Origin of the sequence: Paraplanobispora siamensis, assembly GCF_016863175.1 — a bacterium.
Taxonomy (GTDB): domain Bacteria; phylum Actinomycetota; class Actinomycetes; order Streptosporangiales; family Streptosporangiaceae; genus Planobispora; species Planobispora siamensis.
This window is the reverse complement of the sequence record NZ_BOOJ01000005.1, coordinates 33,609-56,096: the sequence shown is the minus strand read 5'-3', so window position 1 is coordinate 56,096 and position 22,488 is coordinate 33,609. Positions and strand designations below refer to the sequence as shown.

Here is a 22,488-nt window from a genome sequence, read left to right as displayed (position 1 = left end):
CACCCCATCCCGCCTGAACCGTACGACAGGCGGCGGGAACGCTGTCTTTACCCGGCGGATCACCGCGGGTTAGGTTGCCAGGCACGAACCCTTTCCCGTGAAGGAGGCCGGGTGCGCGCCGCGCCGATCCCCGTGGCCATCTCCGTCCTGTCCCTCGTCGCCCTCCTCTCGGCCTGCAGCGCCCAGGCCGAGTCGCCCCCCTCCGCCAGGTCGACCGCCCCCATCGTCGTACCCGGCCGGCCCGGCGAGGCGGCCAGGACGATCAGCCCGAGCGAGGCCGCGACCATCGTGGCCGCCCCCTCCGCCAACGCCGTGGACGTCAAGTACGTCCAGGACATGATCGTCCACCACCGGCAGGCCCTCGACATGGCGGTCCTGGCCCCCTCCCGCGCCCGGTCGGCCACGCTGAAGGGCCTCGCCTCGCGCATCCGGGACGCCCAGGGGCCGGAGATCCAGTTCATGACCACCTGGCTGCAGCAGCAGGGGCAGCGGGTGCCCGACCACCACGCCCACCACGAGGGCATGCCCGGCATGGCCACGCCCGAGCAGATGGAGTCTCTGAAGGCCGCCTCGGGCGAGGAGTTCGACCGGCTCTTCCTCCAGCTGATGATCGCCCACCATCAGGGCGCGATCGCGATGTCCCAGCGGGTCTTCATCGGCGGTTCCCACATCACGATCCAGGAGCTCGCCGCCGACGTCACCTCGACCCAGAGCGCCGAGATCCGCCGCATGCTCGCCATGCAGGAGGGGATGTGACCCGCCGGACGTGACTTCGGGGACCCCGGGCGTGCCCCTCAGTCCGCCGTACGGTCCCGGAAGCACGCCGTACGGTCGGAAGCACGCCGTACGGTCCCGGAGCATGCTGTGACGGCCTCGGGGCCTCCGGCCCGCTCAGGAGCGCGCGTCAGGAACCCGCCCGCCAGGAGTGCAGATAGCGTTCCTGCTCGGGGGTCAGGTCGTCCACCTCGATCCCGGCGGCGGCCAGCTTCAGGCGGGCCACCTCGACGTCCACCTCCTCGGGGACGTCGTAGACCCCGGGCTCCAGCCCCGACGGCCGTTCCCGGACCAGCCAGGCGACCGCGAGCGCCTGGGCGGAGAAGGACATGTCCATCACCGCCGCCGGGTGGCCCTCGGCGGCCGTCAGGTTGACCAGGCGGCCCTCGGCCAGCAGCAGGAGCCTGCGGCCGTCGGCCAGGACGTACTCGTCGGTGTTCGGGCGGACCCCGCGGTGCACGGCCTGCGCCAGCTCGTCCAGGGCGCGCACGTCGATCTCGACGTCGAAGTGACCGGCGTTGGCCAGGATCGCGCCGTCCTTCATCACGGCCAGGTGCTCGCCCCTGATCACGTCGCGGTTCCCGGTGACCGTGACGAACACGTCCCCCTCCCGGGCCGCACCGGCCATCGGCCGCACGTCGTAGCCCTGCAGCGAGGCGTCCAGCGCCTTGACCGGGTCGATCTCGGTGACCACCACCCGGGCGCCCAGCCCCCTGGCCCGCTCGGCCACGCCTCTGCCGCAGTAGCCGAAGCCCGCGACCACCACCGTCTTGCCCGCCAGCAGGGTGTTGGTGGCGCGCATGATGCCGTCGACCGTGGACTGGCCGGTGCCGTACCGGTTGTCGAACATCCGCTTGGTCCTGGTGTCGTTGACCGCGACCATCGGGAAGCGCAGGGCCTCCTCGGCGGCCATCTGCCGCAGGCGGATGATGCCGGTCGTGGTCTCCTCGCAGCCCCCGAGGACCCCGTCGAGCAGTTCGGTCCGCTCGGTGTGCAGGATGTTCACCAGGTCGCAGCCGTCGTCGAGGACGACGGCCGGGGCGATGTCGAGCGCCTGGTGGATGTGCCGGTAGTAGGCGTCCCGGTCGACCCCGGCCCGGGCGTGGACCGCGATCCCGTAGTCGGCCAGCGCGGCGGCCACGTCGTCCTGGGTGGACAGCGGGTTGGAGGCGGCCAGCGCGATCTCGGCCCCGCCGGCCTTCAGCGCGCCCATGAGCACCGCGGTCTCGGCGGTGACGTGCAGGCACGCGGCCACGCGCAGCCCCTCCAGCGGCCGCTCGGCCGCGAACCGGGCCCCGATCGCGGTGAGCACGGGCATCGCCCGCGCCGCCCAGCCGATCCGCCGTTCCCCGGACTCCACCAGCGCGCTGTCCAACATCTCCCCTTGATCCGCGAAGGCCCCCGCGCTCGCGCGGGGGCCTTTCAGGCTGAACGATCCGGCTCGGTGACCCGGTATCGGTGGCCCGGTGACTCAGTAGCGGTAGTGCTCGGGCTTGTAGGGGCCCTCGACCGGGACGCCGATGTAGTCGGCCTGGGCCTTGGTCAGCTCGGTGAGCTTCACGCCCAGGGCGTCGAGGTGCAGGCGCGCGACCTTCTCGTCCAGGTGCTTGGGCAGCACGTAGACGCCGATCGGGTACTCCTCGGTCTTGGTGAACAGCTCGATCTGGGCGATCACCTGGTTGGTGAAGGAGTTCGACATGACGAAGGAGGGGTGGCCGGTGGCGCAGCCCAGGTTCATCAGCCGGCCCTCGGCGAGCACGATGATGGAGTGGCCGTCGGGGAAGGTCCAGGTGTGGACCTGCGGCTTGACCTCGTCCTTCACGATGCCGGGGATCTTCGCCAGACCGGCCATGTCGATCTCGTTGTCGAAGTGGCCGATGTTGGACACGATCGCGTTGTGCTTCATCCGGGACATGTGGTCGGCCGTGATGATGTTGAAGTTGCCGGTCGTGGTGACGAAGATGTCGGCGATCTCGACGACGTCCTCCAGGGTGGTGACCTGGAAGCCGTCCATGGCGGCCTGGAGGGCGCAGATCGGGTCGATCTCGGTGACGATGACGCGGGCGCCCTGGCCGCGCAGCGCGTCGGCGCAGCCCTTGCCGACGTCGCCGTAGCCGCACACGACCGCGACCTTGCCGCCGATCAGCACGTCGGTGGCCCGGTTGAGGCCGTCGATGACCGAGTGGCGGCAGCCGTACTTGTTGTCGAACTTCGACTTGGTCACCGAGTCGTTGACGTTGATCGCCGGGAAGAGCAGCGTGCCGGCCTTGAACATCTCGTACAGGCGGTGGACGCCGGTGGTGGTCTCCTCGGTGACGCCCTTGATGCGCGAGGCGATCTCGGTCCACTTCTTGTCGGCGGTGACCGTACGGCGGAGCAGATCGAGGATGATCTTCCACTCCTCCGGGTCGTCCTCGGCGGCGCTGGGGACGGCACCGGCCTTCTCGTACTCGGCGCCCTTGTGGACGAGCAGGGTGGCGTCGCCGCCGTCGTCGAGGATCATGTTGGGGCCCTCACCGCCGGGCCAGTTCAGGGCCTGCTCGGTGCACCACCAGTACTCCTCCAGGGTCTCGCCCTTCCAGGCGAAGACCGGGACGCCCTTGGGGTCGTCGACGGTGCCGTCGGGGCCGACGACGACGGCCGCGGCCGCGTGGTCCTGGGTGGAGAAGATGTTGCAGCTCACCCAGCGGACCTCGGCGCCGAGCGCGACCAGCGTCTCGATGAGCACGGCGGTCTGGATGGTCATGTGCAGCGAGCCCATGATCTTCGCCCCGGCCAGCGGCTGCGCGGCGGCGTACTCCTTGCGGACGGCCATCAGACCGGGCATCTCGTGCTCGGCGAGCTGGATCTCCTTGCGCCCGAAGGCCGCAAGGGAAAGGTCGGCGACCTTGAAGTCCATGTGGTTACCCCTCTACCGGAAAGTCAACGCCTGCGAGTCTAAACGCGGCCGGAGGGCGGACGCACCGCGAGGAGGGGTAAAGTGACATAAGATTGTCAGAATGCGGATTACCGAGGCCGCCAAGCGGCTGGGCATGTCTCCCAGAATGCTCCGTTACCGGGAATCGCTGGGCCTGCTCCCCCCTGTCCGGGAGCAGGGGGCGCACCGCCGGTTCGGGCCCGAGGAGCTGTCGGCCGTGGCCCAGGGCGTGGAGCTGGAACGGCGCTTCGACATCTCCCCCGGCGAGCTGTCCTTCGCGCTGCGGGTGCTGAGCGAGCCCGCGGTCGCGCAGGCCGTACGCGATCTCGGCCTGCGGATCGGCCGCCTGCAGGCTCCGCGCCGGGCGCTGGACTTCGAGAAGGAGAAGGCCCTGCGCCTGCTCCAGGGCCGCGCAGAGCCGGGCCGCGCAGAGCCGGGCCGCCACCTGCGAGATCGCTCCCAGGAGTGACGACAGCGGACTCACCGACGCCGGAGGATTCCCCCATGGACATCAAGCTGGGCCGGGCCGAGGAACGGCTGGCCTCCCTCGGCGTCGGGCGCCCCGCCTCATTACCGCTCGCCGACGCCGCCGTCGCCGCCTTCCTCGCGGTCGCCGCGTGCCTGGAGCTCATCGCGGGAGGCCACTCGATCACCACCCTGCCGCCCGCTGTGCTGGCCACCGCCCCGCTGGCGATCCGCCGCTCCCAGCCGTGGCTGGCCGTCGCACTGACCTTCACGGGGGCGGTCTGGCTGGTGCTGGCGGATGTGCGCATGCCCTCCGTCGCCATCGCGATCTCGGGAGTGCTCTCCTTCTACACGATCCTGCGCACACTCCGTCGCAGGGCCGCCTGGACCCTGACGGCGGGTGTCGGCGCGCTCCTGGCGGCGGCCGTCGCGGCCGTCGTGTACCTCTGGTCGTACGAGTACCTGCGCGAATGGGGGGCCGTGGCCCTCGCCCTGCTGGGCGTGATCGCGGCGACGGCGCTCCTGGCGGACGTACGGCGGAGCCGTACAGAGGTCGAGGAGGTGAGAGCCGACAGGCTGGAGAGCCTGAAGGAGCAGGCGGCGATGGCCGAGCGGGCCAGGATCGCCCGGGAGATGCACGACATCGTGGCCCACTCGATCTCGATGGTCGCCGTCCAGGCCGAGACCGCGCCCTACACGATCCCCGGCCTCGACGAGCGGGCGAAACAGGAGTTCGCCGACATCGCGACGAGCGCCCGGTCCACCCTCACCGAGATGCGCCGCCTGCTCGGCGTGCTCCGCGCCGACATCCCGGACGCTCCGGAGACCGCGCCGCAACCGGGGCTGGCGCGGCTTCCCGAGCTGATCGGGCAGCACGACGGCGAGGTCGACCTGGACGTGGTCGGCGAGCCGGTCCAGCCGCCGCAGGCCGTGGACGTCTCGGCCTACCGGATCGTCCAGGAGGCGCTGACCAACGTCCGCGTCCACGCTCCGGGGGCCCGGGTCTCCATCGAGGTGGCCTACCGCCCCGACATGCTGGTCCTGCGCATCGCCGACAACGGCCCGGGGCCCTCCGGCGACGACTCCGGCGGGCACGGGCTGGTCGGGATGCGGGAGCGGGCGCTCGCCCTCGGCGGCTGGTTCACCGCAGGACCGGGCCCCGGCGGCGGTTTCCTGATCCAGACGGGACTCCCGCTGGAATGACCGCCGCGGGACCCGAGACTCCGGACGGGCCGGTCCGCGTGCTCGTCGCCGACGACCAGCCGATCGTGCTGCGCGGCTTCGCGGCGGTGCTCGACGCCCAGCCCGACCTCACCGTGGTCGGCACCGCCCCGGACGGCGCGCAGGCCGTCCTGCTGGCCCGGGACACCCGTCCGGACGTCGCCCTGCTGGACATCCGGATGCCGCAGATGGACGGGATCGAGGCGGCCCGCCGGATCCTGGAGACCGGGACGACCAAGGTGATCATGATCACCACGTTCGACCTGGACGACTACGTGTACGACGCGCTCACCGCGGGGGCGAGCGGGTTCCTGCTCAAGGACGTCCGTGCGAACGACCTGGCCGAGGCGGTGCGTACGGTGGCCCGGGGCGAGGCGCTGTTCGCCCCGAGGATCACCCGGCGGCTGATCGCCGAGTTCGCCCGGCAGCGGCGGCCCCGGCCCGGCGCCGGCCCGCTGACCCCCCGGGAGACCGAGGTGCTCCGCCTGATCGCCCAGGGCCTGTCCAACGGCGAGATAGCCGCCGCGCTCGTGGTCACCGAGCACACCGTGAAGACCCACGTCGCCCGGATCCTGGCCAAGCTGGGCCTGCGCGACCGCACCCAGGCGGTGATCCACGCCTACGAGACCGGTCTCGTCGTGCCGCACTCCTGAAACGGCGGTCCGGCCGGGCCGCGCGGGCGCGCCGCGGCGCCGGGACGGCCGCCGGAACGCGAACGCCGTACCTCCCGGATCTTCCGGGCGGTACGGCGTGCGGTCGCGGACCGGGTCAGGCGGAGCCGCTGGGGGCGGCGGCGCGATCCTGCCGGTAGAGGTCGGGCTCCAGATAGATCACCCGGGCGTCCGGGACGGCCTCGCGGACGCGGCGCTCGGCCTCGTCGATGCCGCGGGCCACGTCGGCGGCCGTGTCGTTGTGCTCCACCGCGATCTTGGCGGCGACCAGGATCTCCTCCGGACCCAGGTGCAGCGTGCGCATGTGGATGATCCGGGAGACCTCGGGGGTGCTCTGCAGGGCGTCGCAGATCCTCTTCTCGACCTCGGGACCGGCGCCCTCGCCGATGAGCAGCGACTTGGTCTCGATCGCCAGAATGACCGCGATGGCCGCGAGCAGGACGCCGATCATCAGGGTGCCGATGCCGTCCCAGACCGCGTTGTCGGTCACCACGGCCATGGTCACGCCGAACAGCGCGAAGATCAGGCCGAGCAGCGCGCCGAGGTCCTCCAGGACGATGACCGGCAGCTCGGGGGACTTCGAGCGGCGGATGAACGCGACCCAGGACTGGTTGCCGCGGACCGCGTTCGACTCCTTGATCGCGGTCCGGAAGGAGAACGTCTCGGCGATGATCGCGAAGATCAACACGCCGAAGGCCCATTGCGGACTCTCGATGGCCTCGGGGTGGGAGATCTTGTGCCAGCCCTCGTACAGAGAGAACACCGCACCGATGGTGAACAGCACCACCGCCACGACGAAGGCGTAGAAGTAGCGTTCGCGGCCGTAGCCGAAGGGGTGCTCGGGAGTGCGCTCCCGGGCCGCCCGCTTGCCGCCGATCAGCAGCAGCGCCTGGTTGCCCGAGTCGGCCACCGAGTGGATGCCCTCGGCGAGCATCGCCGACGAGCCGGTGAAAGCGAACGCGACGAACTTCGCCGCGGCAATGGACAGGTTCGCGGCGAGTGCCGCAATGATCGCTCTTGTACCGCCGCCCGCGCTCACGGCAGCCTCCACTCGTTATCCGGAAAAGTCGCGACAGGATCCTATTGGGAAATTCTCGCCTTGAGTTCGTTGATCACCGACACCGGGGTCGGATCGATGCCGTACCCCAGAGCGAGGTACGTACTCGCGTAATCCCCCAGCCCGATCAGCGTCGCCAGCCGTTCCAGCGGGTGCAGTCCCTCGGCGAGGACCTCGGTGACCGGGACGCCGCGGTCCTGCGCCAGCCGTACCGACACCTCGCGCCGCCGGGCCGCCTGCGGGTGCTCCTCCACATCGCGCAGCACGACCAGTCGCAGCGTGCGACCGGCCTCGTCGGCGAAGATGTCGCGTTCGGCCAGCGGGCCGTCGAAGGTGACCACCTGGTTGTGGCCGACCTCGGGGATCTCGCCCCAGATCGCCGGGTACTTGGCGTTCTCGTTGAGCTGGCAGGCCCACCGGTGGGCCGCCACCGAGGCCGGCCCCGAGGAGCCCCAGATCATCGGCACGCTCTCGGCCAGCTCCATGGCCAGCGACTTTCCGGGATTGATGAACGAATCGCTCGCCGGGCGGCAGCGGTGCGCGATCTCCTCCAGCCGGCCCGCCGCCGACTCGAACGCCTCCTCGTCCGCCTGGACCAGGCCCAGCGCGGACGCGGCGACGATCAGCGGGACCGAGAGCGCCCAGAGCCCGGCGCGCGGCTGGCCCTGCGAGACGACGGGGACGAACAGGGCGCCGGCCTGCCGGGCGATCGCCTCCAGCGGGGAGCCGGCGCCGCCCACGGCGAGCAGGCGGCAGCCGCGGCGCACCGCCTCGGTCGCCAGGGCGACCGTCTCCTCGCTGGCGCCCGAGTGCGACACCGCGACGACCAGGTCCGTCGCCCCCACCCAGCCCGGCAGCCGGTAGGACCGCACGGTCACGATCGGCAGCGGGATGCCGTTGCCGCACACCGCTTCGAGGACGTCCCCGGCGATGCCGGAGCCGCCCATGCCCACCACCACGATGGCCCTGGGACGGCCGTCCCCGGCCACGGACGGCACGCCCGCCTCATGGGCGGCCCGGTAGGAGGTGCGCACCTGCGCGGCCGAGGCGGCCACCGCGCGCAGCATGCCCTCCGGGTCGCCGTCGTCCAGCGACCGGACGTCGTCGAGCCGGTCGGCCTCCCAGCTCACGGCTTGCGCGCCTCGTCCACCAGCAGCACCGGGATGTCGTCGCGGACGGGATAGACGAGCCCGCAGGCCTCTGAGGTGCACGACAGCTCGTCCGCCTCCGGCTCGGCGCGCAGCGGGGACTTGCAGTTCGGACAGGCCAGGATCTCCAGCAGCCAGTCGTCGATCTTCACGCGGTCAGCTCCTCACGACAGCCAGGACTTCGTCCCTGATCGCTGCCATCTGAATCTCGTCGGCCGCCTCGGCGTTCAGCCGGAGCAGCGGCTCGGTGTTGGACGGACGAAGATTGAACCACCATCCGGGACCGGACACGGTCAGGCCGTCCAGTTCGTCGAAGGTGACGCCCTCGCGGGCGGCGAAGACCTCCCTGACCCGGGCCGTCGCGGCCGCCTGGTCGGCGACGGTGCTGTTGATCTCGCCGGAGGCGGTGTAGCGGGCGTAGTCGGCCAGGATGTCCGACAGCGGCAGGTCCTGCTCGCCCAGCGCGGCCAGCACGTGCATGGCGGCCAGCATGCCGGAGTCGGCGAACCAGAAGTCCCTGAAGTAGTAGTGGGCGGAGTGCTCGCCGCCGAAGACCGCCCCGGTCGCGGCCATCTCGGCCTTGATGAAGGAGTGGCCCACCCGGGTGCGGACCGGCGTGCCGCCGCGCTCCGCGACGATCTCGGGGACGCCCCGCGAGGTGATCAGGTTGTGGATGATCACCGAACCCGGGTGCTTGACCAGCTCGCGCGAGGCCACCAGCGCGGTGATCGTCGAGGGGGAGACCGACTCGCCCCGCTCGTCGACGACCCAGCAGCGGTCGGCGTCGCCGTCGAAGGCGAGCCCGATGTCCGCGCCGGTGTCGATCACGGCCTTCTGCAGGTCGCGCAGGTTCTCCGGCTCGATCGGGTTGGCCTCGTGGTTGGGGAAGGTGCCGTCCAGCTCGAAGTAGAGCGGGACCGTCTCGATCGGCAGGCCCTCGAAGACCGCCGGGACGGTGTATCCCCCCATGCCGTTGCCGGCGTCGACCGCGACCTTCAGCGGCCGGATGCCGGACAGGTCGACCAGTTTGCGCAGGTGCTCGGCGTAGCCCTGCAGCAGGTTCTGCTCGGTGACTCCCCCGGCGCCCTCGCCGGGGCCCCCGGCCGCCAGGATCGCCGCGGCCCGGTCGCGGATCTCGGTGAGCCCGGTGTCCCCGCCGATCGGCACGGCGCCCGCGCGGCACATCTTCATGCCGTTGTAGCGGGCCGGATTGTGGCTGGCGGTGAACATCACGCCGGGCAGGCCGAGACTGCCGCTGGCGTAGTAGAGCAGGTCGGTCGAGCCGAGGCCGGCGTGCACGACGCCGGCGCCCCGGGCGGTCGCCCCCCGGGCGAACGCGGCCGCCAGCGGTCCGGAGGAGGTGCGCATGTCGTGGGCCGTCACGAGCCGGTCCGCCCCGATCACCTCCACGAAGGCGGCGCCGACGGCCTCGGCGGTCTCCTCGTCGAGTTCACCCGGTACGACGCCCCGAACGTCGTACGCCTTGAAGATCTTGGCGAGGTCGCCCACTCCAGCTCCGCCCCCTGTGTCGTTTCTGCCGGACCCCCAGCCTAGGGGGTCAGCGGTCGCGCTGGGGCTGCGCCGAGCGCAGCACACGCAGGTGTCCGCGCCGGCCGACCTCGACCGCCTGGCCGACCGGCTCGGCGCCGCCGGCCGGGGTGGGCCGGGCCGCCTCGCGCACGGCGTTGGCGAGAGCCTCCAGGTCGTCCGTGCTCGGCGACACGCCGTCGGTGGGAAGGCGGACGACCTCCCAGCCGCGCGGTGCGGTCAGGCGCTCGGCATGCTCGGCGCACAGGTCGTAACAGTGCGGCTCGGCGTACGTCGCCAAGGGCCCGAGAACAGCGGTCGAATCGGCGTAGACGTACGTGAGCGTGAAAACGGCAGGCTGACTGCACGCGGTGCGGGAACAGCGGCGGACGGGGCTCACGGTGGTGACCGTATCCGGTAAGCGTCCGAGGCGCCACTATCTGAGCGCTCTTAACGAGCGTGTCGCCACAATTCGGACACCTCTTCCGACTCTCGCGCCCCTCGTACGGCTCGCGGAACGCTCATCCGGCACGCCCCGGGAGCCCGGCCCATACCCGCGCCTAGATCTCTCACACCGTCACGTGTCGTGATCCTTCACGTTTCGCCGGTGAGCATGTCTAAGCTTGAGCCGTGAGTTCGGCACCCGGAAGACCCCGCTCCCCCCGCAGGCGCGACCGTCACGGTCGGGGCATGCGCGGCCCTCTGGCGCCCTCCCACATCCCGATCGCCAAGTCCCGCAGCGAGCGCTTCGACGACCTCGTCCTGGACGCCGTGGACCGGCTCAGGCCCCGCTGGGGGCGGCAGCTGGCGTCGGTGGAGTTCGCGGTCGAGGAGGTGCCCCCGGCCCGCGACCTCGGCGACGGCCCCGGGGCGATCACCGGTGACCCGATCCCGTTCGGCCGGGTGGAGCCCGCCGCCTCCGGCCGTCCCGCCATCGTCATCGTCTACCGGCGCCCGCTGGAGGCCAGGGCCCAGGACCGCGACCAGCTCGGCGCGATGGTGCACGACACCGTGGTGGAGCAGGTGGCCGGCCTCCTCGGCCTGTCCCCGGAGTCCGTGGACCCCGGCTACGACGACCGCGACTGACCCGGACCCTCCCCATCAGGGCAGGACGACCGCCGTCGACTCGGTGATCGGGGGGATCAGCGCCCACATGCGGGCCGCGGCCAGGGGCTGGACGGTCAGCGCGAGCCCGTCCTTGAGCTTCTCGTCCATCACCCGCCCGCCGTACACCGGCCCCGAGTCCGGCAGCGGCAGCACCACCACCGCGAAGGCGCCGTCGGTCTTGGGGAGCTTGACCTCCTCGACCCGGGCGGGGGCGATGTCCACCTGGAGCGGCTCGGGCGCCTCGCCCGAGCGGGGCAGGACCTGGACGCTCACCCGGCCCGCCGTCTCGGGCGCGGCCAGCAGCAGCCGGGAGCTCTTGTCCTTGCCGGTGCGGTTGTCGGCCACGACGCTCCCCAGGTCGAGCGCGGGCGCTCCGGCCGTGAAGGCCACGTCGGGCTTCTTGCCCGTCCCGGTGACGATCACCCCGGCCACGATGGGGCTGTCCGAGGTGAGCACGAGCGCGGCGGGCTGGCCGCCGATGCCGGTGGACAGGTCGGCCGTGGCGACCGAACCGGCGGGCACCTCGACCAGCTCGCGGCCCTTGAGCGCGTAGGTGCCGTCCGGGGTCAGCGCCCTGACCTCGACCAGGGTGTCGGCCTCGGCGGGTGAGGCGACCAGCAGCTCGCGCTTCCCGCCGCCTCCGGGCACGCCCGGCACGACGACGCTGGTGGCCGGGGGCGCTGCGGGGGGCAGCCAGTCGACGCCCTTGCCGCCGTTCATGACGGCGCGGGCCGCGGCGGCGACCCGGCCGGAGACGGCGCGGACCTCGACCGCCATGACGAGCGGCGAGGGGGCCAGCTCCTTGAGGTTGACCGCGCGGCTCTCTCCGGGCCCGACGGTGACGGTGCCCGAGGCGTCGCCGGTCACCGGCCCCTCGCCGGAGTAGACGAGGATCTCCACGACGGCCGGGGCGAGGTCGGCGTTGGTCAGGTGCAGCGTGACCTCGGCCGCGGCGGGCCCCGGTCCGACCAGCCAGGTGGAGGCGGCCGGTTCCGCGCACCGCGCCCCGGCCAGGCCCCGCATGCCCCCCGAGGTCTCCCTGCGGGTCTGGGCCGCCTCCAGGCCGGCGGCGCTGCTGCCGGTGGCGGCCACCGTGACGGGGCCGGTCTTGGCGGGGATCTCGTCGTACCAGGGCCGTCCCGGGGCGTCCACGGTGCCCAGGACCTTCTGCCCCGCGGTGACCGTCGTCGCGCCCGGTCCGGTGATCCCGCCGTCCGCCGGTGTGACGACCCCGACCTGGGCCTCGGCGGGGTCGGGGCAGACGGCCGTCACGGAGGCGACGGGGACCTTGCGGGGGCCGGGGGGCTGCTGCGCCGCCGGGCCGGGCCGGGTGGCCGAGGCCGTGCCGTACAGCGCCAGCAGCGCCACCAGCACCAGGACGAGCAGGCCGAACCGGTTCTCGATCAGGGACTTCACCGGGTCGCCAGCTCCCTCGCGGTCTCGGGCAGTTCCAGCGGGACGACCTCGCGGTCGGCGGCGCGCGAGCCGGGCGCGGCCAGGATCATGACCAGCAGCACCATCGCCGCCTGGGCCCACAGCCAGCGGGCGCGCCAGGGGTCGCCCTCGGGGGTGGGCGGCGCCGCCACGGGCTGGGTCAGCCGCCACACGCCCAGGTCGCGGGAGAGGCTCATCCTGGCCAGCGCGGGCTGGGAGTCCAGGGCGTGGCCGACCTCGGGGCTCACCGGGCGCACCACCACCACGAACCGCACGCCGTGGGCGGCGAGCACCCGGGCGTCGTCGCCCCCGCGGCCCGAGATCAGCCCGGCCGCGGCGACGCCGACCTGGTCACGGGGTCCGGCGGGGGTGGGGATGTCGGCCTCGCCGATGATCGGCGTGCGGCCGCTCAGCACCGTGAAGGTCAGGCCGGCGCCGTCCGAGCGCAGGAGCAGGGTCCGCTCGCCGTCCGTGGACCTGGCCGCCACCAGCGCGGGCACCACGTCGCGCGTCTCGCCGCCGATCGGGCCGGGCACTCCCCGGGTGACCCACATGCCCGCCGCGAGCAGCGGGGTGGAGAAGGCGACCAGCACGACCAGCAGGGCGGCGACGCGGCGCAGCCCTCCGGCCGCGCGGAACTCGGCGATGCGGTCGGCGGTGAGCGCGGCCACCACCAGCATCCCGGTGGCGGCGAAGGCCAGCGGCACGCCCGGCCACGCCGGCGCCTCGGTGTCGCCGTTGATCGAGGTGACCTGGGTACGGCTGACCAGGATGGCCACCAGCACGCCGAACAGGGCGACGCCCCAGCCGATCGCGATCACCATCCGGTTGCGGCGCATGAGCAGCGCGGCGAGGCAGGCGGCGATGAGGCCGCCGGTCACCCACAGCGGCGGCATGCCCGGGCCTCCGGGGCTGAGCAGCAGCAGGGACGCGGCGGGCAGCGCGGGGTCCACCAGGGAGGGCTGGTGCAGGCCCGCCTCCAGCAGCAGCCGGCCGGGCTCGGCGGTCACCTCGGCCAGCCAGGGCAGCAGCAACGCCACCGGCACGCCGAACGCCACGGCCATCGAGACGACGACGCCCCTGCGCGGGAAGGCCAGCGCCGCCAGGGCGCCGAGCAGCAGGGTCAGCGGGTAGACCAGCGGGGCGAAGACCGTACCGATCGCCAGGGCGAGCCCGAGGGCCCAGGCGGCGCGCCGGGCCCTGCGCGGCTCGGCGGTGAGGATCTCAGTGGCCAGCGCCGCGTAGACGGGCAGCAGGACGAAGACCACCGCGGTGCCCAGCCGCCCGGCCGCGACCACCCCGGTGGCAACCGGCAGCAGGGCGTAGGAGGAGGCCAGCCAGACGCGGGTCCACCTGCCGGGGATCATCGAGCGGGTCGCCGCATAGGCGGAGATCCCGGCCAGCGGGACGCAGCCGAGCAGCAGCACCGAGACCGCCAGCCAGGTCTTGCCGAACAGCACCGTGGACAGCGCGGCCAGCACCGCCACGTACGGCGGGGCCCAGCCGTCGCTGCCCAGCCCGGCCGTGTGGTAGCCCTCGGTGTAGAGCCGCCACAGGTCGGCCGATCCGCCGGTCACCGGCACGAGCGCGCCGCCGCCCAGCCGGACGCCGCCGATCAGGCCTCGCTCGGCGAGCAGTGTGACCAGCAGCAGGGCGATGAACAGCAGCACGCCCGGGTTGCGCAGGACGCGCCGCATCATCCCGGCGTCGTCGGTGAGCAGTTCCTCCCCGTCCTCCGCCGCGGCCATCGCGTGGTGCCGTCCGGCCGACTCCACGAACCCCGATCCGGCCAGATAGCTCTGGACCCGGTCGGCCAGGCGCCGGTAGCCCGCCCCCGGCGGGGTGAGCAGCCTGCGGATCGCGGCGTGGTTCTGCCTCCTGCCCCTGGCGCGGGCCCGGCGCGCCCTGAACATCCGCACCGGGTGGGCGAGGATGGAGCCGAGCGCGACGATCTCGTCGAGCGCGTTGGCGGGCTGTTTGGCCACCAGGAACAGCAGCGCGCGGAAGGACGAGCCGGCGATGTTGCGCAGCAGCGCCCACAGCAGGGGCCGCAGCGGCAGGTTCGCCAGGACCACGAACATGGCGTTGCGGCGGTCCAGGCGGCGGGGGTGGTCGCCGCTGACGGTGATGCGGCGCCGGCGCCGGTGGGCGGCCTCGGCGTGCCAGGCGACGGCCCGGGTGACGTTCTGCACCCGGTGCCCGGCCGAGCGGACCCGCCAGCACAGGTCCAGGTCGTCCCGGAAGATCGGCAGGAAGGGGTCGAGCCCGCCCACCTCGTCCCAGACGTCGCGGCGGATCAGCATCCCGGCGGTGGAGACGGACAGCACGTCCCGGATGCCGTCGTACTGCCCCTGGTCGAACTCGCGGGCCTCCAGCCCGGTGTCCCTGCGGCCGGTCCGGTCGACGGTGACGCCGACCTCCAGCAGCAGGCGCCGGTCCAGCCAGTCGCGGAGCTTGGGGCCCAGCACCGCCGCCTTGGGGTCCTGGTCGGCGGCCCGCAGCAGGGTCTCCAGCGCCCGCGCGTCCGGGGCGCAGTCGTCGTGGAGCAGCCAGATCCACTCGCGTCCCCCGGCCGGCTCCAGCCGGTCGAGCACCTCGGCGACGGCCTCGCCGAAACCGGTGGAGCGGGGAAGGGAGAGCACGGCGTTCGGGCCGAGGGCCTCGGTCAGCAGTGCGGCGCTGCCGTCACGGCTGCCGTTGTCGGCTCCGACGACCCGGTCCACCGGGCGGGTCTGCCGGAGCAGCGCGTCGAGCGTCTCCCTCAGCCAGCGGGCTCCGTCGTGGGCGACGACGATCGCGGTGACGATGTGGCGGGGAGAGCGGGGGTCGGTGCTGGACATGCGTCCCGGGGTTCAGAAGGGGGGTGATCAGGGCGACTACGATACGGCACCTTATATGGGGCGATATCCCCCCAACGAAAAAAGGCCACGCGGCTACGACCGCGTGACCTCATCGAGATATCGTCAAGCGCCCCGGGGGGCGCCTCGGATTTCCTTATTCGGCGTCGTCGCCTCAGACGGCCTGACGCTTGATCCGGCGGCGCTCCCGCTCGGAGAGCCCACCCCAGATCCCGAACCGTTCATCGTGCTCGAGCGCGTATTCGAGGCACTCGGCACGCACCTCACAGGAGCGGCACACCTTCTTGGCCTCCCGGGTCGATCCCCCCTTTTCCGGGAAGAACGCCTCCGGGTCGGTCTGCGCGCACAACGCGCGTTCCTGCCAGCCAAGCTGCTCTTCAGCGCTGCTGTCCTGTGCGATGACCAGGTCGGTCACTGCACACCTCCCTGCCGCCCGCCCGCATATGGAGCCCCCCTTATGAACGTCTCCCCCTTACCCACCCGGAGGAAGACGTAACAACACGCTTGTAATTACACGCGTGCTGCTGGTGTGGCGTCAAGCGGCATGCCGCTATCCGGGGAAAGACCCGCTCTCCCCGGTTTATCACGTCGCGTGCCTGCGACGACGGAACCTTCCCAGGTGACCGCGAGGATCAACCGGGGCGTTCAGTGCTCCCTGCGGTCGGAACCGTACCAGGACGTGTTCTGCTCCTGACCGGGGCCCGGCCTTTCTCTGTCACTGTTTTCCCCGTTCGTTACCTGCCCGGGACGCTCGGGCGTGTAGATCGCCGTCGGGTCGATGGGCGGCTGGGAGTCCCAGCCCTGCGGCGGGGCGGGCGCGTTGAGCGGGTCGTTCTGGTAGGCGGCCGGGTCGAACCGGAGTGTCGCGTCGGCGGCCGGCGGCTCCCACCGGGGCGCGCTCTGCGAAGCCTGGGAGTCCCATTGCGGGGCACTCTGTGACGTCTGCGGCGTTTCCCACTGGGGAGAACTTTGCGAAACCTGGGGAGTCTCCCACTGGGGGGCACTCTGCGAGGCCTGCGGCGTTTCCCACTGCGGCGAGCTCTGCGAGGCCTGGGGAGTCTCCCACTGCGGCGAGCTCTGCGAGGCCTGGGGAGTCTCCCACTGGGGGGCACTCTGCGAGGCCTGCGGCGTCTCCCACTGCGGCGAGCTCTGCGAGGCCTGCGGATGCCCGAAGGGGTCGTCGTATCCGGGCGTGCCGTACTCCGGCACCCGCAGCTGCGGCTCGGTCCCGCCGCCCTGGGTCTGCTGGTAGCTCTCGGCCTGCTGGTAGGCCTGGGCGATCTGCTGGGAACGGGCGTCCGCCGGGTCCGGGTAGTGCGGCACCTGCTCGGCCTGCCGCGCGAACTCCGCTCCGGAGTAACCCGTCAGCGGCTGGCCGTAGTTCTCCGGGGGCTTGGGGAAGGACGCCTGCGCCTGGCTGTCGAAGGGCGGGCCGGGGTGGCTGTCGGCCGGGGTGTACGGCTGCTGCTGCGACGCCGGGGCGGCCTCGGGCTGCGGCGGCGCGTAGGAGGACGGCGAGTCCTGGGAGGAGTACGGCTGAAGCTGCGGTTCGGCCTGGCCGTAGGAGGGCAGCTGAGGCTCCGTCGAGGACGGGGTGTACGGCTGCGCGCTCCCCTGCTGTCCGTACCCCGCCGGCTGCGGCTCGGCCTGGCCGTAGGACGACAGCTGGGGATCCGTCGGCGCGGGGACGTACCCCTGGGACTGGGCCGGCTGGACCGGCGGGGTCTGCTGCTCCGCGGGCGCGGCGTAGGCGTGGGCCGGGGGCTCGTAGGAGCCCGGCGGCGGCTCGTACGGCCTGGCCGGAGCCGACGGCTGGACGTCCGCCGCGACGTACGGGCTCGGGGTGTAGGCCGGCGGCTCCGCGGGCTGGGCCGGCTGCTGCTCGGCGGGCGCACCGTAGGCCGGGGCCTGCGGCTCGGCGGGCGACGCGTAGGACTGCTCGCCGTAGGCCGGAGCCTGCTGCTGCTCGGCGTACGGCTGCGCCGGGGGCCGGCCGTAACCGGCCGGCGCGCCGTAGGACCGGTCGTCGGCGGGGGCGCCGTAGCCCGGGGCCTGCGCGGCAGAGGCCTGGGAGGCGTACGCGTCACCCGGGGCGGGCGGCAGCGCGGGCGGGAGGGCCGGCTGGTTGTAGGGCGCGGAGGACTCCTGCGGAACCTGCGCGCCGTACGGGGCCTGCGGCGCCTGGTCGTGCGCCGCGGGGCCCGGAACGAAGGGGGCCTGCCCCGGAATGGGCGGCGCCTGCGGCGCGGAGCCGGGGGCGTAGGAGGGGATGGGCGAGGAGGGCGGCTGCTGCGGGTGCCCGCCGCCGAAGCCCCCGTCGGGGCGGAAGCTCTGGGGGTGGAACTCGGTCACCCGGGGACCGGAGGGGACGGCCTTCGGCAGCAGATAGAGCAGCGCGAGCGCGCTCAGCGCCAGCAGCGGCAGGCCTTCCAGCAGGAACTCGATCTTCTCGATGAAACTGGCGGCACCGCTGAACAGCCCGCCCAGCAGCCCGATGAACCCGAAGATCACCGACACCGCGAGCGTGCCCGCCGCCACGTAGACGAGGATCTTCAGCCTCGCGACGGCCGGGCCGAAGTTGCTCGCCAGCAGCACCGCGCCGACGAGCAGGGCCCAGGTCACCGGCGAGACGAGCTGCGGGAGGTACAGGGCCGCGCGTCCCGCGAAGGACGCCCCGAACGCGTCCCCGAAGAGCAGCTGTCTGACGTCGGCCAGCGTGCCGAAGCACGCCGCGGCGACCATGAGCCACGCGGCCGGTTCCCGGAGCCGACCGGCGTCGACGTTGATCACAATTACCCCCATAGGGTCCTCGGGTAAACCCGGGCCAAGTTTTGCACATGGCCGACTTAAGCGTCGGTAGACCCAGGAAGCACTTCAACCACGTAAGTATCCCACTACCCTATAGAAAGGCATACTTCCGGCATCTGCCGAGATGACGCTGCCAGCGCAGACGGCCCGCATAACGATCGAGAAAAGATGGGCCCCGGCCGGGCCCCGCCCCCTTCGACCGGGCCCCTCGTCCGGGGTGGAAGACTGTTCGCCATGCGCATCGTGTCCCTCGCCGGCGGAATCGGCGGTGCCCGTTTCCTGCGCGGCCTGCTCGCCGCGTCCCCCGACGCCGAGATCACCGTCATCGGCAACACCGGTGACGACATCACCCTGTTCGGCCTGCGGGTCTGTCCCGACCTCGACACGGTGATGTACACCCTGGGCGGCGGCATCAACGAGGAGCAGGGCTGGGGCCGGAGCGACGAGACGCACGTCGTCAAGGAGGAGCTCGCCGCCTACGGGATGGAGCCGCAGTGGTTCGGCCTGGGCGACCGCGACTTCGCCACCCACATCGTGCGCACCCGGATGCTCGACGCCGGATACCCCCTCTCGCAGGTCACCGACGCGCTGTGCGACCGGTGGAAGCCGGGGGTGCGGCTGATCCCGATGAGCGACGACCGGGCCGAGACCCACGTCGTGATCAATGACGAGCAGGGCCGCCGGGCCGTGCACTTCCAGGAGTGGTGGGTACGGCTGCGCGCCGCGGTCCCGGCCGAGCGGATCATCCTGGTGGGCGCCGACGAGGCCCGCCCCGCCCCGGGCGTGCTGCAGGCGATCGACGAGGCCGACGTCGTGATCCTGCCGCCGTCCAACCCGGTGGTCAGCATCGGCACGATCCTGCAGATCAAGGGCATCCGCGAGGCCCTGGAGCGCAAGACCGTCGTCGGCGTCTCCCCCATCGTGGGCGGCGCCCCGGTCCGCGGGATGGCCGACGCCTGCCTGACCGCGATCGGCGTGGAGACCACCGCCCAGGCCGTGCTGGAGCTGTACGGCTCGCCGCTGGTCGACGGCTGGCTGGTCGCCGAACAGGACGCCGGGGTGCACCTCGACGGCGTCCTGGTGGAGGCGCGCCCCCTGATCATGCACGACGCCGAGGCCGCGGCCGACATCGCCCGCGCCGCCGTCGACCTCGCCGTGCGGCTCTCGGAGCAGCGGGGTCCGGCCGGGGAGGGGGCGCGATGAGCAGGATCCGGCGTTTCCAGGCCGACGTCCCCGCCGAGGTCCGCATCGAGGTCTTCGCGATCGACGGCATCCCCGAGGTCCGCGAGGGCGACGACCTCGGCGCGCTGATCGCCGCGGCCCGTCCGGACCTGCACGACGGCGACATCCTCGTGGTCACCTCCAAGATCATCAGCAAGGCCGAGGGCCGCGTCCGCCGGGACACGGCCCGCGCCGAGGCCGTCGCGGACGAGACCGTGCGGGTCGTGGCCCGGCGGGGCGAGACGGTGATCGCGGAGACCTCCCACGGCTTCGTCATGGCCGCGGCCGGGGTCGACGCCTCCAACACCGAGCCGGGCACCGTCGTCCTGCTCCCGGCCGACCCCGACGCCTCCGCCAGGGCGCTGCGCGCGGGCATCCGCGACGCGCTCGGCGTATCGGTCGGGGTGGTCGTCTCCGACACCTTCGGCCGCCCGTGGCGCAACGGCCAGACCGACATGGCCGTCGGCGTCGCCGGGGTGCCCCCCATGCTCGACTACCGGGGCCTGTCCGACGACCACGGCAACGCGCTGGAGGTCACCCTGACCGCGGTGGCCGACGAGTTCGCCGCGGCCGGAGACCTCGTCAAGGGCAAGCTGGCGCAGACCCCGGTGGCGGTGATCCGGGGCATGGCCGAGTACACCACCGAGGACGACGGCCCGGGCATCCGCGAACTGGTCCGCCAGTCCGAGGAGGACATGTTCCGGTACGGCTCGCGCGACGTGGTCTTCGCCCGCCGTACCATCCGCGAGTTCTCCCCCGAGCCGGTCGACGGGGCCAAGGTCCGCCGCGCGGTGGAGGCCGCGATCTCCGCGCCCGCCCCGCACCACACGACGCCGTGGCGGTTCGTGCTGCTGGAGTCGGCGGAGATCCGCGAGAAGCTGCTCGACGCGATGCGCGAGGCGTGGATCGCCGACCTGCGCGGCGACGGCTTCTCCGAGGAGTCGATCGCCAAGCGGGTCCGGCGCGGCGACGTGCTGCGCAACGCCCCCTACCTGGCCGTCCCCTGCCTGGTCATGGAGGGCTCGCACACCTACCGCGACGACCGCCGCAACGCCGCCGAGCGGGAGATGTTCGTGGTCGCCACGGGGGCGGGCGTGCAGAACTTCCTGGTCCAGCTCGCGGTGGAGGGCCTCGGCTCGGCCTGGGTGTCCTCCACGATGTTCTGCCGCGACGTGGTCCGCGAGGTCCTCGACCTCCCCCCGGCCTGGGACCCCATGGGCGCCGTGGCCATCGGCCGCCCGGCGGCCCCGCCCCGCGACCGCGCCCCCAGAAAGGCCGCCGACTTCATCGTCACCCGTTAAGGTGCGGCGTCCGGCCTCACGGCGAAGGTCACCGGGGTGAGAGTCTGCCCGTCGACGTCGAACTGCCATGCGTAACATCGCCGGGCATGAGGAAAAGCCGGGGAACCGTCACAGCGAAGCTGTTGTGGATGTCGACCGATCGGACGAAGTCGTCGGCTTTCGCGGCCTCACCGCTCAACTCCGTCGCTCCGCTGTACTCAACCGGTCGTTCTTCCCCGGGAGGCCCGGGGGTCAGGAGGCTCGGCGGCAGGTGGGGTGGCACAGGCGGCGGGCCAGGGCGGACAGGAAGACGTCGATGATCTCGCCGGGCTGCTGGGCGACGTGCAGGGAGCCGTTGGTGGCCGCGGTGACCTGGGCGAGGGAGGACCGGTCGAGGTCGCGGCCGAAGGCCAGGACGACGATCTGGACGGGATACTGCGGGTCCCACTCGTCGCGCAGCGCCTGCAGCAGCCCGCTGTCGGAGATGCCCTTGCCGTCGTCCTTGCCCGCGGTGATGACCAGCAGGGTGTTGTTCATCTTCTCGTCGTAGGCGCCGGTCACCTCGCGGAACCCGGCGAGGATCGCGTCGTTGAGTGAGCTGGACCGCTTGGGGTCGGCGCGCAGGGTGCGGGTGAGCTCATCCAGGCGGCTGCGCCGGATGACCTGACCGCCGTCCGGCTCGGTGATCGGGCCGATCTCCACCTCCTCCCGCCGGTCGCCGGAGCCCTTGCCGTCGGCGAACTCCCACATGCCCATGTGGGTGGAGTTGGGGAACAGCTGCAGGCCCAGGCGGGCGGCGTCGAGGGCGACCGACAGCTTCGTCTTGCCCTTCTGCCCCTCGATCGGCTCGGCCATGTGCCGGGAGGTGTCGGCCAGGACCAGGATGTTGGTCGGCGGCGCCAGCCTGCTCCACGCCTCCAGCGCCTCGTCGATCGTGGCGGGCAGGATGGTCGGGCGGGTGCGGGGCGAGGTGGTCGGGATCTCCGGTCCGGGCGAGTAGGGGCCCAGGGCGCCGTCGGCCGAGCGGAACCCGGCGCGCCGTACCGCGTCCTGGGTCTCGGCGGAGCGCAGCCAGTCGGCGAAGGCCCGCGACCCGCTCGCCTTGGCCGGGTCCGCGGAGGTGACCACGTAGGGATAGTCCAGGTTGATGGTGCCCTCGCGGGGGTGGAGGGCGACCACCGGGTCCGCGGACGGGGCGCGGTTGTGGGTCCACACCGACTGCTCGGGGACGATCACGACCGGCCGCTTCCAGAAGGACCGCTCGTCGACCGCCTCGAGCATGCTCCGGTAGTCCGGCGCGGATCCCGCCTGCGCCCAGCGGACGAACGCGGTGAGAGCCCGGTCGGCCTCGGGGCCGGTGCCGACCACGTCCCTGGCCGCGGCCACGGTGGCGATGCCCGCCCCGGCGAGCGAGGGGTCGGGGACGCGGACCACGTCGGGCTCGTTCTCGTTGGGCTGGATCCGGCCCCGGGTGGTGGCCGGGAAGACCATCCGCCAGTTCATGTCGGTCTCGCCGACCGCGAACCGGTCGGCGAGGGACTTGCGGGTGGCGAAGACCAGGGGCGAGGTCGCCATCACGGTCTCGGTGCCCGCCAGGTCGTCGGCGCCCTGCTTGCGGGCCAGCCGGATCCAGGCGGAGGAGTCGGAGATCCAGCCGTCGGGACGGGCCGGCAACACGCCCGCGGTGTCGCCGATCAACGTCCGCAGCACGGTGGCCGGCGGCTGTTCCGTAACCTGTACCAGTACGCAGCGGCCGTCGACCTCCGCCTTGGCGGCGTTGAAGCGCTCGGCCGCCTCCATCGCGGTGGGCGCGATGTCCACCGCGGCGGCGACGTCGACCAGGACGGGGTCGCCTCCCGAGCACGGCCCGCCCACCCGGTCGAGCGCCAGCACTCCCGCCCCGGCCAGGGCGACCACGAGCGCGACGGCGGCGAGGGTGAGACGTTGGCGCACCTGCCGACGGCGCCGTTCGGCGCCGACGGCCACGCGATGCCGACCGG

19 protein-coding genes are annotated in these 22,488 nt (G+C 72.7%); 7 read left to right on the top strand and 12 right to left on the bottom strand.

The features are described from left to right. The first annotated feature begins 111 nt into the window (after positions 1-111). Positions 112-756, top strand: a complete 645-nt coding sequence (locus Psi01_RS01750) for a DUF305 domain-containing protein (protein WP_204062117.1) — start codon at positions 112-114, stop codon at positions 754-756. Between the two features lie 148 nt (positions 757-904). Here the strand turns inward: Psi01_RS01750 and Psi01_RS01745 are convergent, their stop codons facing one another. Both Psi01_RS01745 and ahcY read right to left on the bottom strand, forming a co-directional pair. Continuing rightward, complete coding sequence (locus Psi01_RS01745; RefSeq protein WP_204062116.1) at positions 905-2,152, bottom strand: adenosylhomocysteinase; 1,248 nt, start codon at positions 2,150-2,152, stop codon at positions 905-907. 93 nt (positions 2,153-2,245) lie between these two features. Next, entirely contained in the window at positions 2,246-3,673 is a 1,428-nt protein-coding gene (gene ahcY, locus Psi01_RS01740; RefSeq protein WP_204062115.1) for an adenosylhomocysteinase, read from the bottom strand. A 100-nt stretch (positions 3,674-3,773) separates the two neighbouring features. Between ahcY and Psi01_RS01735 the strand changes: the two genes are divergently transcribed. The 3 genes from Psi01_RS01735 to Psi01_RS01725 are packed head-to-tail and all read left to right on the top strand — an operon-like array spanning position 3,774 to position 6,030. Continuing rightward, positions 3,774-4,160: a MerR family transcriptional regulator gene (locus tag Psi01_RS01735; protein ID WP_204062114.1), complete on the top strand. Its 387-nt coding sequence runs from the start codon at positions 3,774-3,776 to the stop codon at positions 4,158-4,160. Positions 4,161-4,195: 35 nt separating this feature from the next. Beyond that, entirely contained in the window at positions 4,196-5,359 is a 1,164-nt protein-coding gene (locus tag Psi01_RS01730) for a sensor histidine kinase (RefSeq protein WP_204062113.1), read from the top strand. Continuing rightward, a complete protein-coding gene (locus tag Psi01_RS01725; RefSeq protein ID WP_204062112.1) occupies positions 5,356-6,030 on the top strand; it encodes a response regulator in 675 nt (224 codons plus the stop codon). The genes Psi01_RS01730 and Psi01_RS01725 overlap by 4 nt, the downstream gene beginning before the upstream one ends. Before the next feature lie 115 nt (positions 6,031-6,145). Here the strand turns inward: Psi01_RS01725 and Psi01_RS01720 are convergent, their stop codons facing one another. Genes Psi01_RS01720 through Psi01_RS01700 form a run of 5 tightly spaced genes read right to left on the bottom strand, consistent with a single transcriptional unit; the run spans position 6,146 to position 10,180 of the window. After that, positions 6,146-7,087 carry a cation diffusion facilitator family transporter gene (locus Psi01_RS01720; RefSeq protein ID WP_204062111.1) on the bottom strand — a complete coding sequence of 314 codons (942 nt, stop codon included), beginning with the start codon at positions 7,085-7,087 and terminating at the stop codon, positions 6,146-6,148. 41 nt (positions 7,088-7,128) lie between these two features. Next, a complete protein-coding gene (locus Psi01_RS01715; RefSeq protein WP_204062110.1) occupies positions 7,129-8,235 on the bottom strand; it encodes an SIS domain-containing protein in 1,107 nt (368 codons plus the stop codon). Continuing rightward, the gene (locus tag Psi01_RS01710) at positions 8,232-8,405 is read right to left on the bottom strand and encodes a Trm112 family protein (RefSeq protein WP_203875317.1); all 174 of its coding nucleotides are present in this window, start codon (positions 8,403-8,405) and stop codon (positions 8,232-8,234) included. Before Psi01_RS01710 ends, Psi01_RS01715 begins: the two co-directional genes overlap by 4 nt. 4 nt (positions 8,406-8,409) lie before the next feature. After that, entirely contained in the window at positions 8,410-9,762 is a 1,353-nt protein-coding gene (locus Psi01_RS01705; protein ID WP_204062109.1) for a phosphomannomutase/phosphoglucomutase, read from the bottom strand. 49 nt (positions 9,763-9,811) lie between these two features. Beyond that, positions 9,812-10,180 carry a DUF3499 domain-containing protein gene (locus Psi01_RS01700; protein WP_203875315.1) on the bottom strand — a complete coding sequence of 123 codons (369 nt, stop codon included), beginning with the start codon at positions 10,178-10,180 and terminating at the stop codon, positions 9,812-9,814. Between the two features lie 290 nt (positions 10,181-10,470). Between Psi01_RS01700 and Psi01_RS01695 the strand changes: the two genes are divergently transcribed. Further along, a complete protein-coding gene (locus Psi01_RS01695) occupies positions 10,471-10,866 on the top strand; it encodes a metallopeptidase family protein (protein ID WP_204062108.1) in 396 nt (131 codons plus the stop codon). A 15-nt stretch (positions 10,867-10,881) separates the two neighbouring features. Here Psi01_RS01695 and Psi01_RS01690 read toward each other — a convergent pair whose 3' ends face one another. The 4 genes from Psi01_RS01690 to Psi01_RS01675 form a co-directional block, all read right to left on the bottom strand. Further along, the gene (locus tag Psi01_RS01690) at positions 10,882-12,303 is read right to left on the bottom strand and encodes a DUF5719 family protein (RefSeq protein WP_204062107.1); all 1,422 of its coding nucleotides are present in this window, start codon (positions 12,301-12,303) and stop codon (positions 10,882-10,884) included. Next, positions 12,300-15,161: a glycosyltransferase family 2 protein gene (locus tag Psi01_RS01685; protein WP_204062106.1), complete on the bottom strand. Its 2,862-nt coding sequence runs from the start codon at positions 15,159-15,161 to the stop codon at positions 12,300-12,302. Before Psi01_RS01685 ends, Psi01_RS01690 begins: the two co-directional genes overlap by 4 nt. Positions 15,162-15,333: 172 nt before the next feature. After that, complete coding sequence (locus tag Psi01_RS01680; RefSeq protein ID WP_203875305.1) at positions 15,334-15,594, bottom strand: WhiB family transcriptional regulator; 261 nt, start codon at positions 15,592-15,594, stop codon at positions 15,334-15,336. A 230-nt stretch (positions 15,595-15,824) separates the two neighbouring features. After that, positions 15,825-17,969, bottom strand: a complete 2,145-nt coding sequence (locus Psi01_RS01675) for a sulfite exporter TauE/SafE family protein (RefSeq protein ID WP_204062105.1) — start codon at positions 17,967-17,969, stop codon at positions 15,825-15,827. A 252-nt stretch (positions 17,970-18,221) separates the two neighbouring features. Between Psi01_RS01675 and cofD the strand changes: the two genes are divergently transcribed. Then, positions 18,222-19,190: a 2-phospho-L-lactate transferase gene (gene cofD, locus Psi01_RS01670; protein ID WP_204062104.1), complete on the top strand. Its 969-nt coding sequence runs from the start codon at positions 18,222-18,224 to the stop codon at positions 19,188-19,190. Continuing rightward, positions 19,187-20,509, top strand: a complete 1,323-nt coding sequence (locus Psi01_RS01665; protein ID WP_204062103.1) for a coenzyme F420-0:L-glutamate ligase — start codon at positions 19,187-19,189, stop codon at positions 20,507-20,509. The genes cofD and Psi01_RS01665 overlap by 4 nt, the downstream gene beginning before the upstream one ends. Before the next feature lie 231 nt (positions 20,510-20,740). Here Psi01_RS01665 and Psi01_RS01660 read toward each other — a convergent pair whose 3' ends face one another. After that, complete coding sequence (locus Psi01_RS01660; RefSeq protein WP_239126935.1) at positions 20,741-22,441, bottom strand: substrate-binding and VWA domain-containing protein; 1,701 nt, start codon at positions 22,439-22,441, stop codon at positions 20,741-20,743. Positions 22,442-22,488 lie beyond the last annotated feature (47 nt).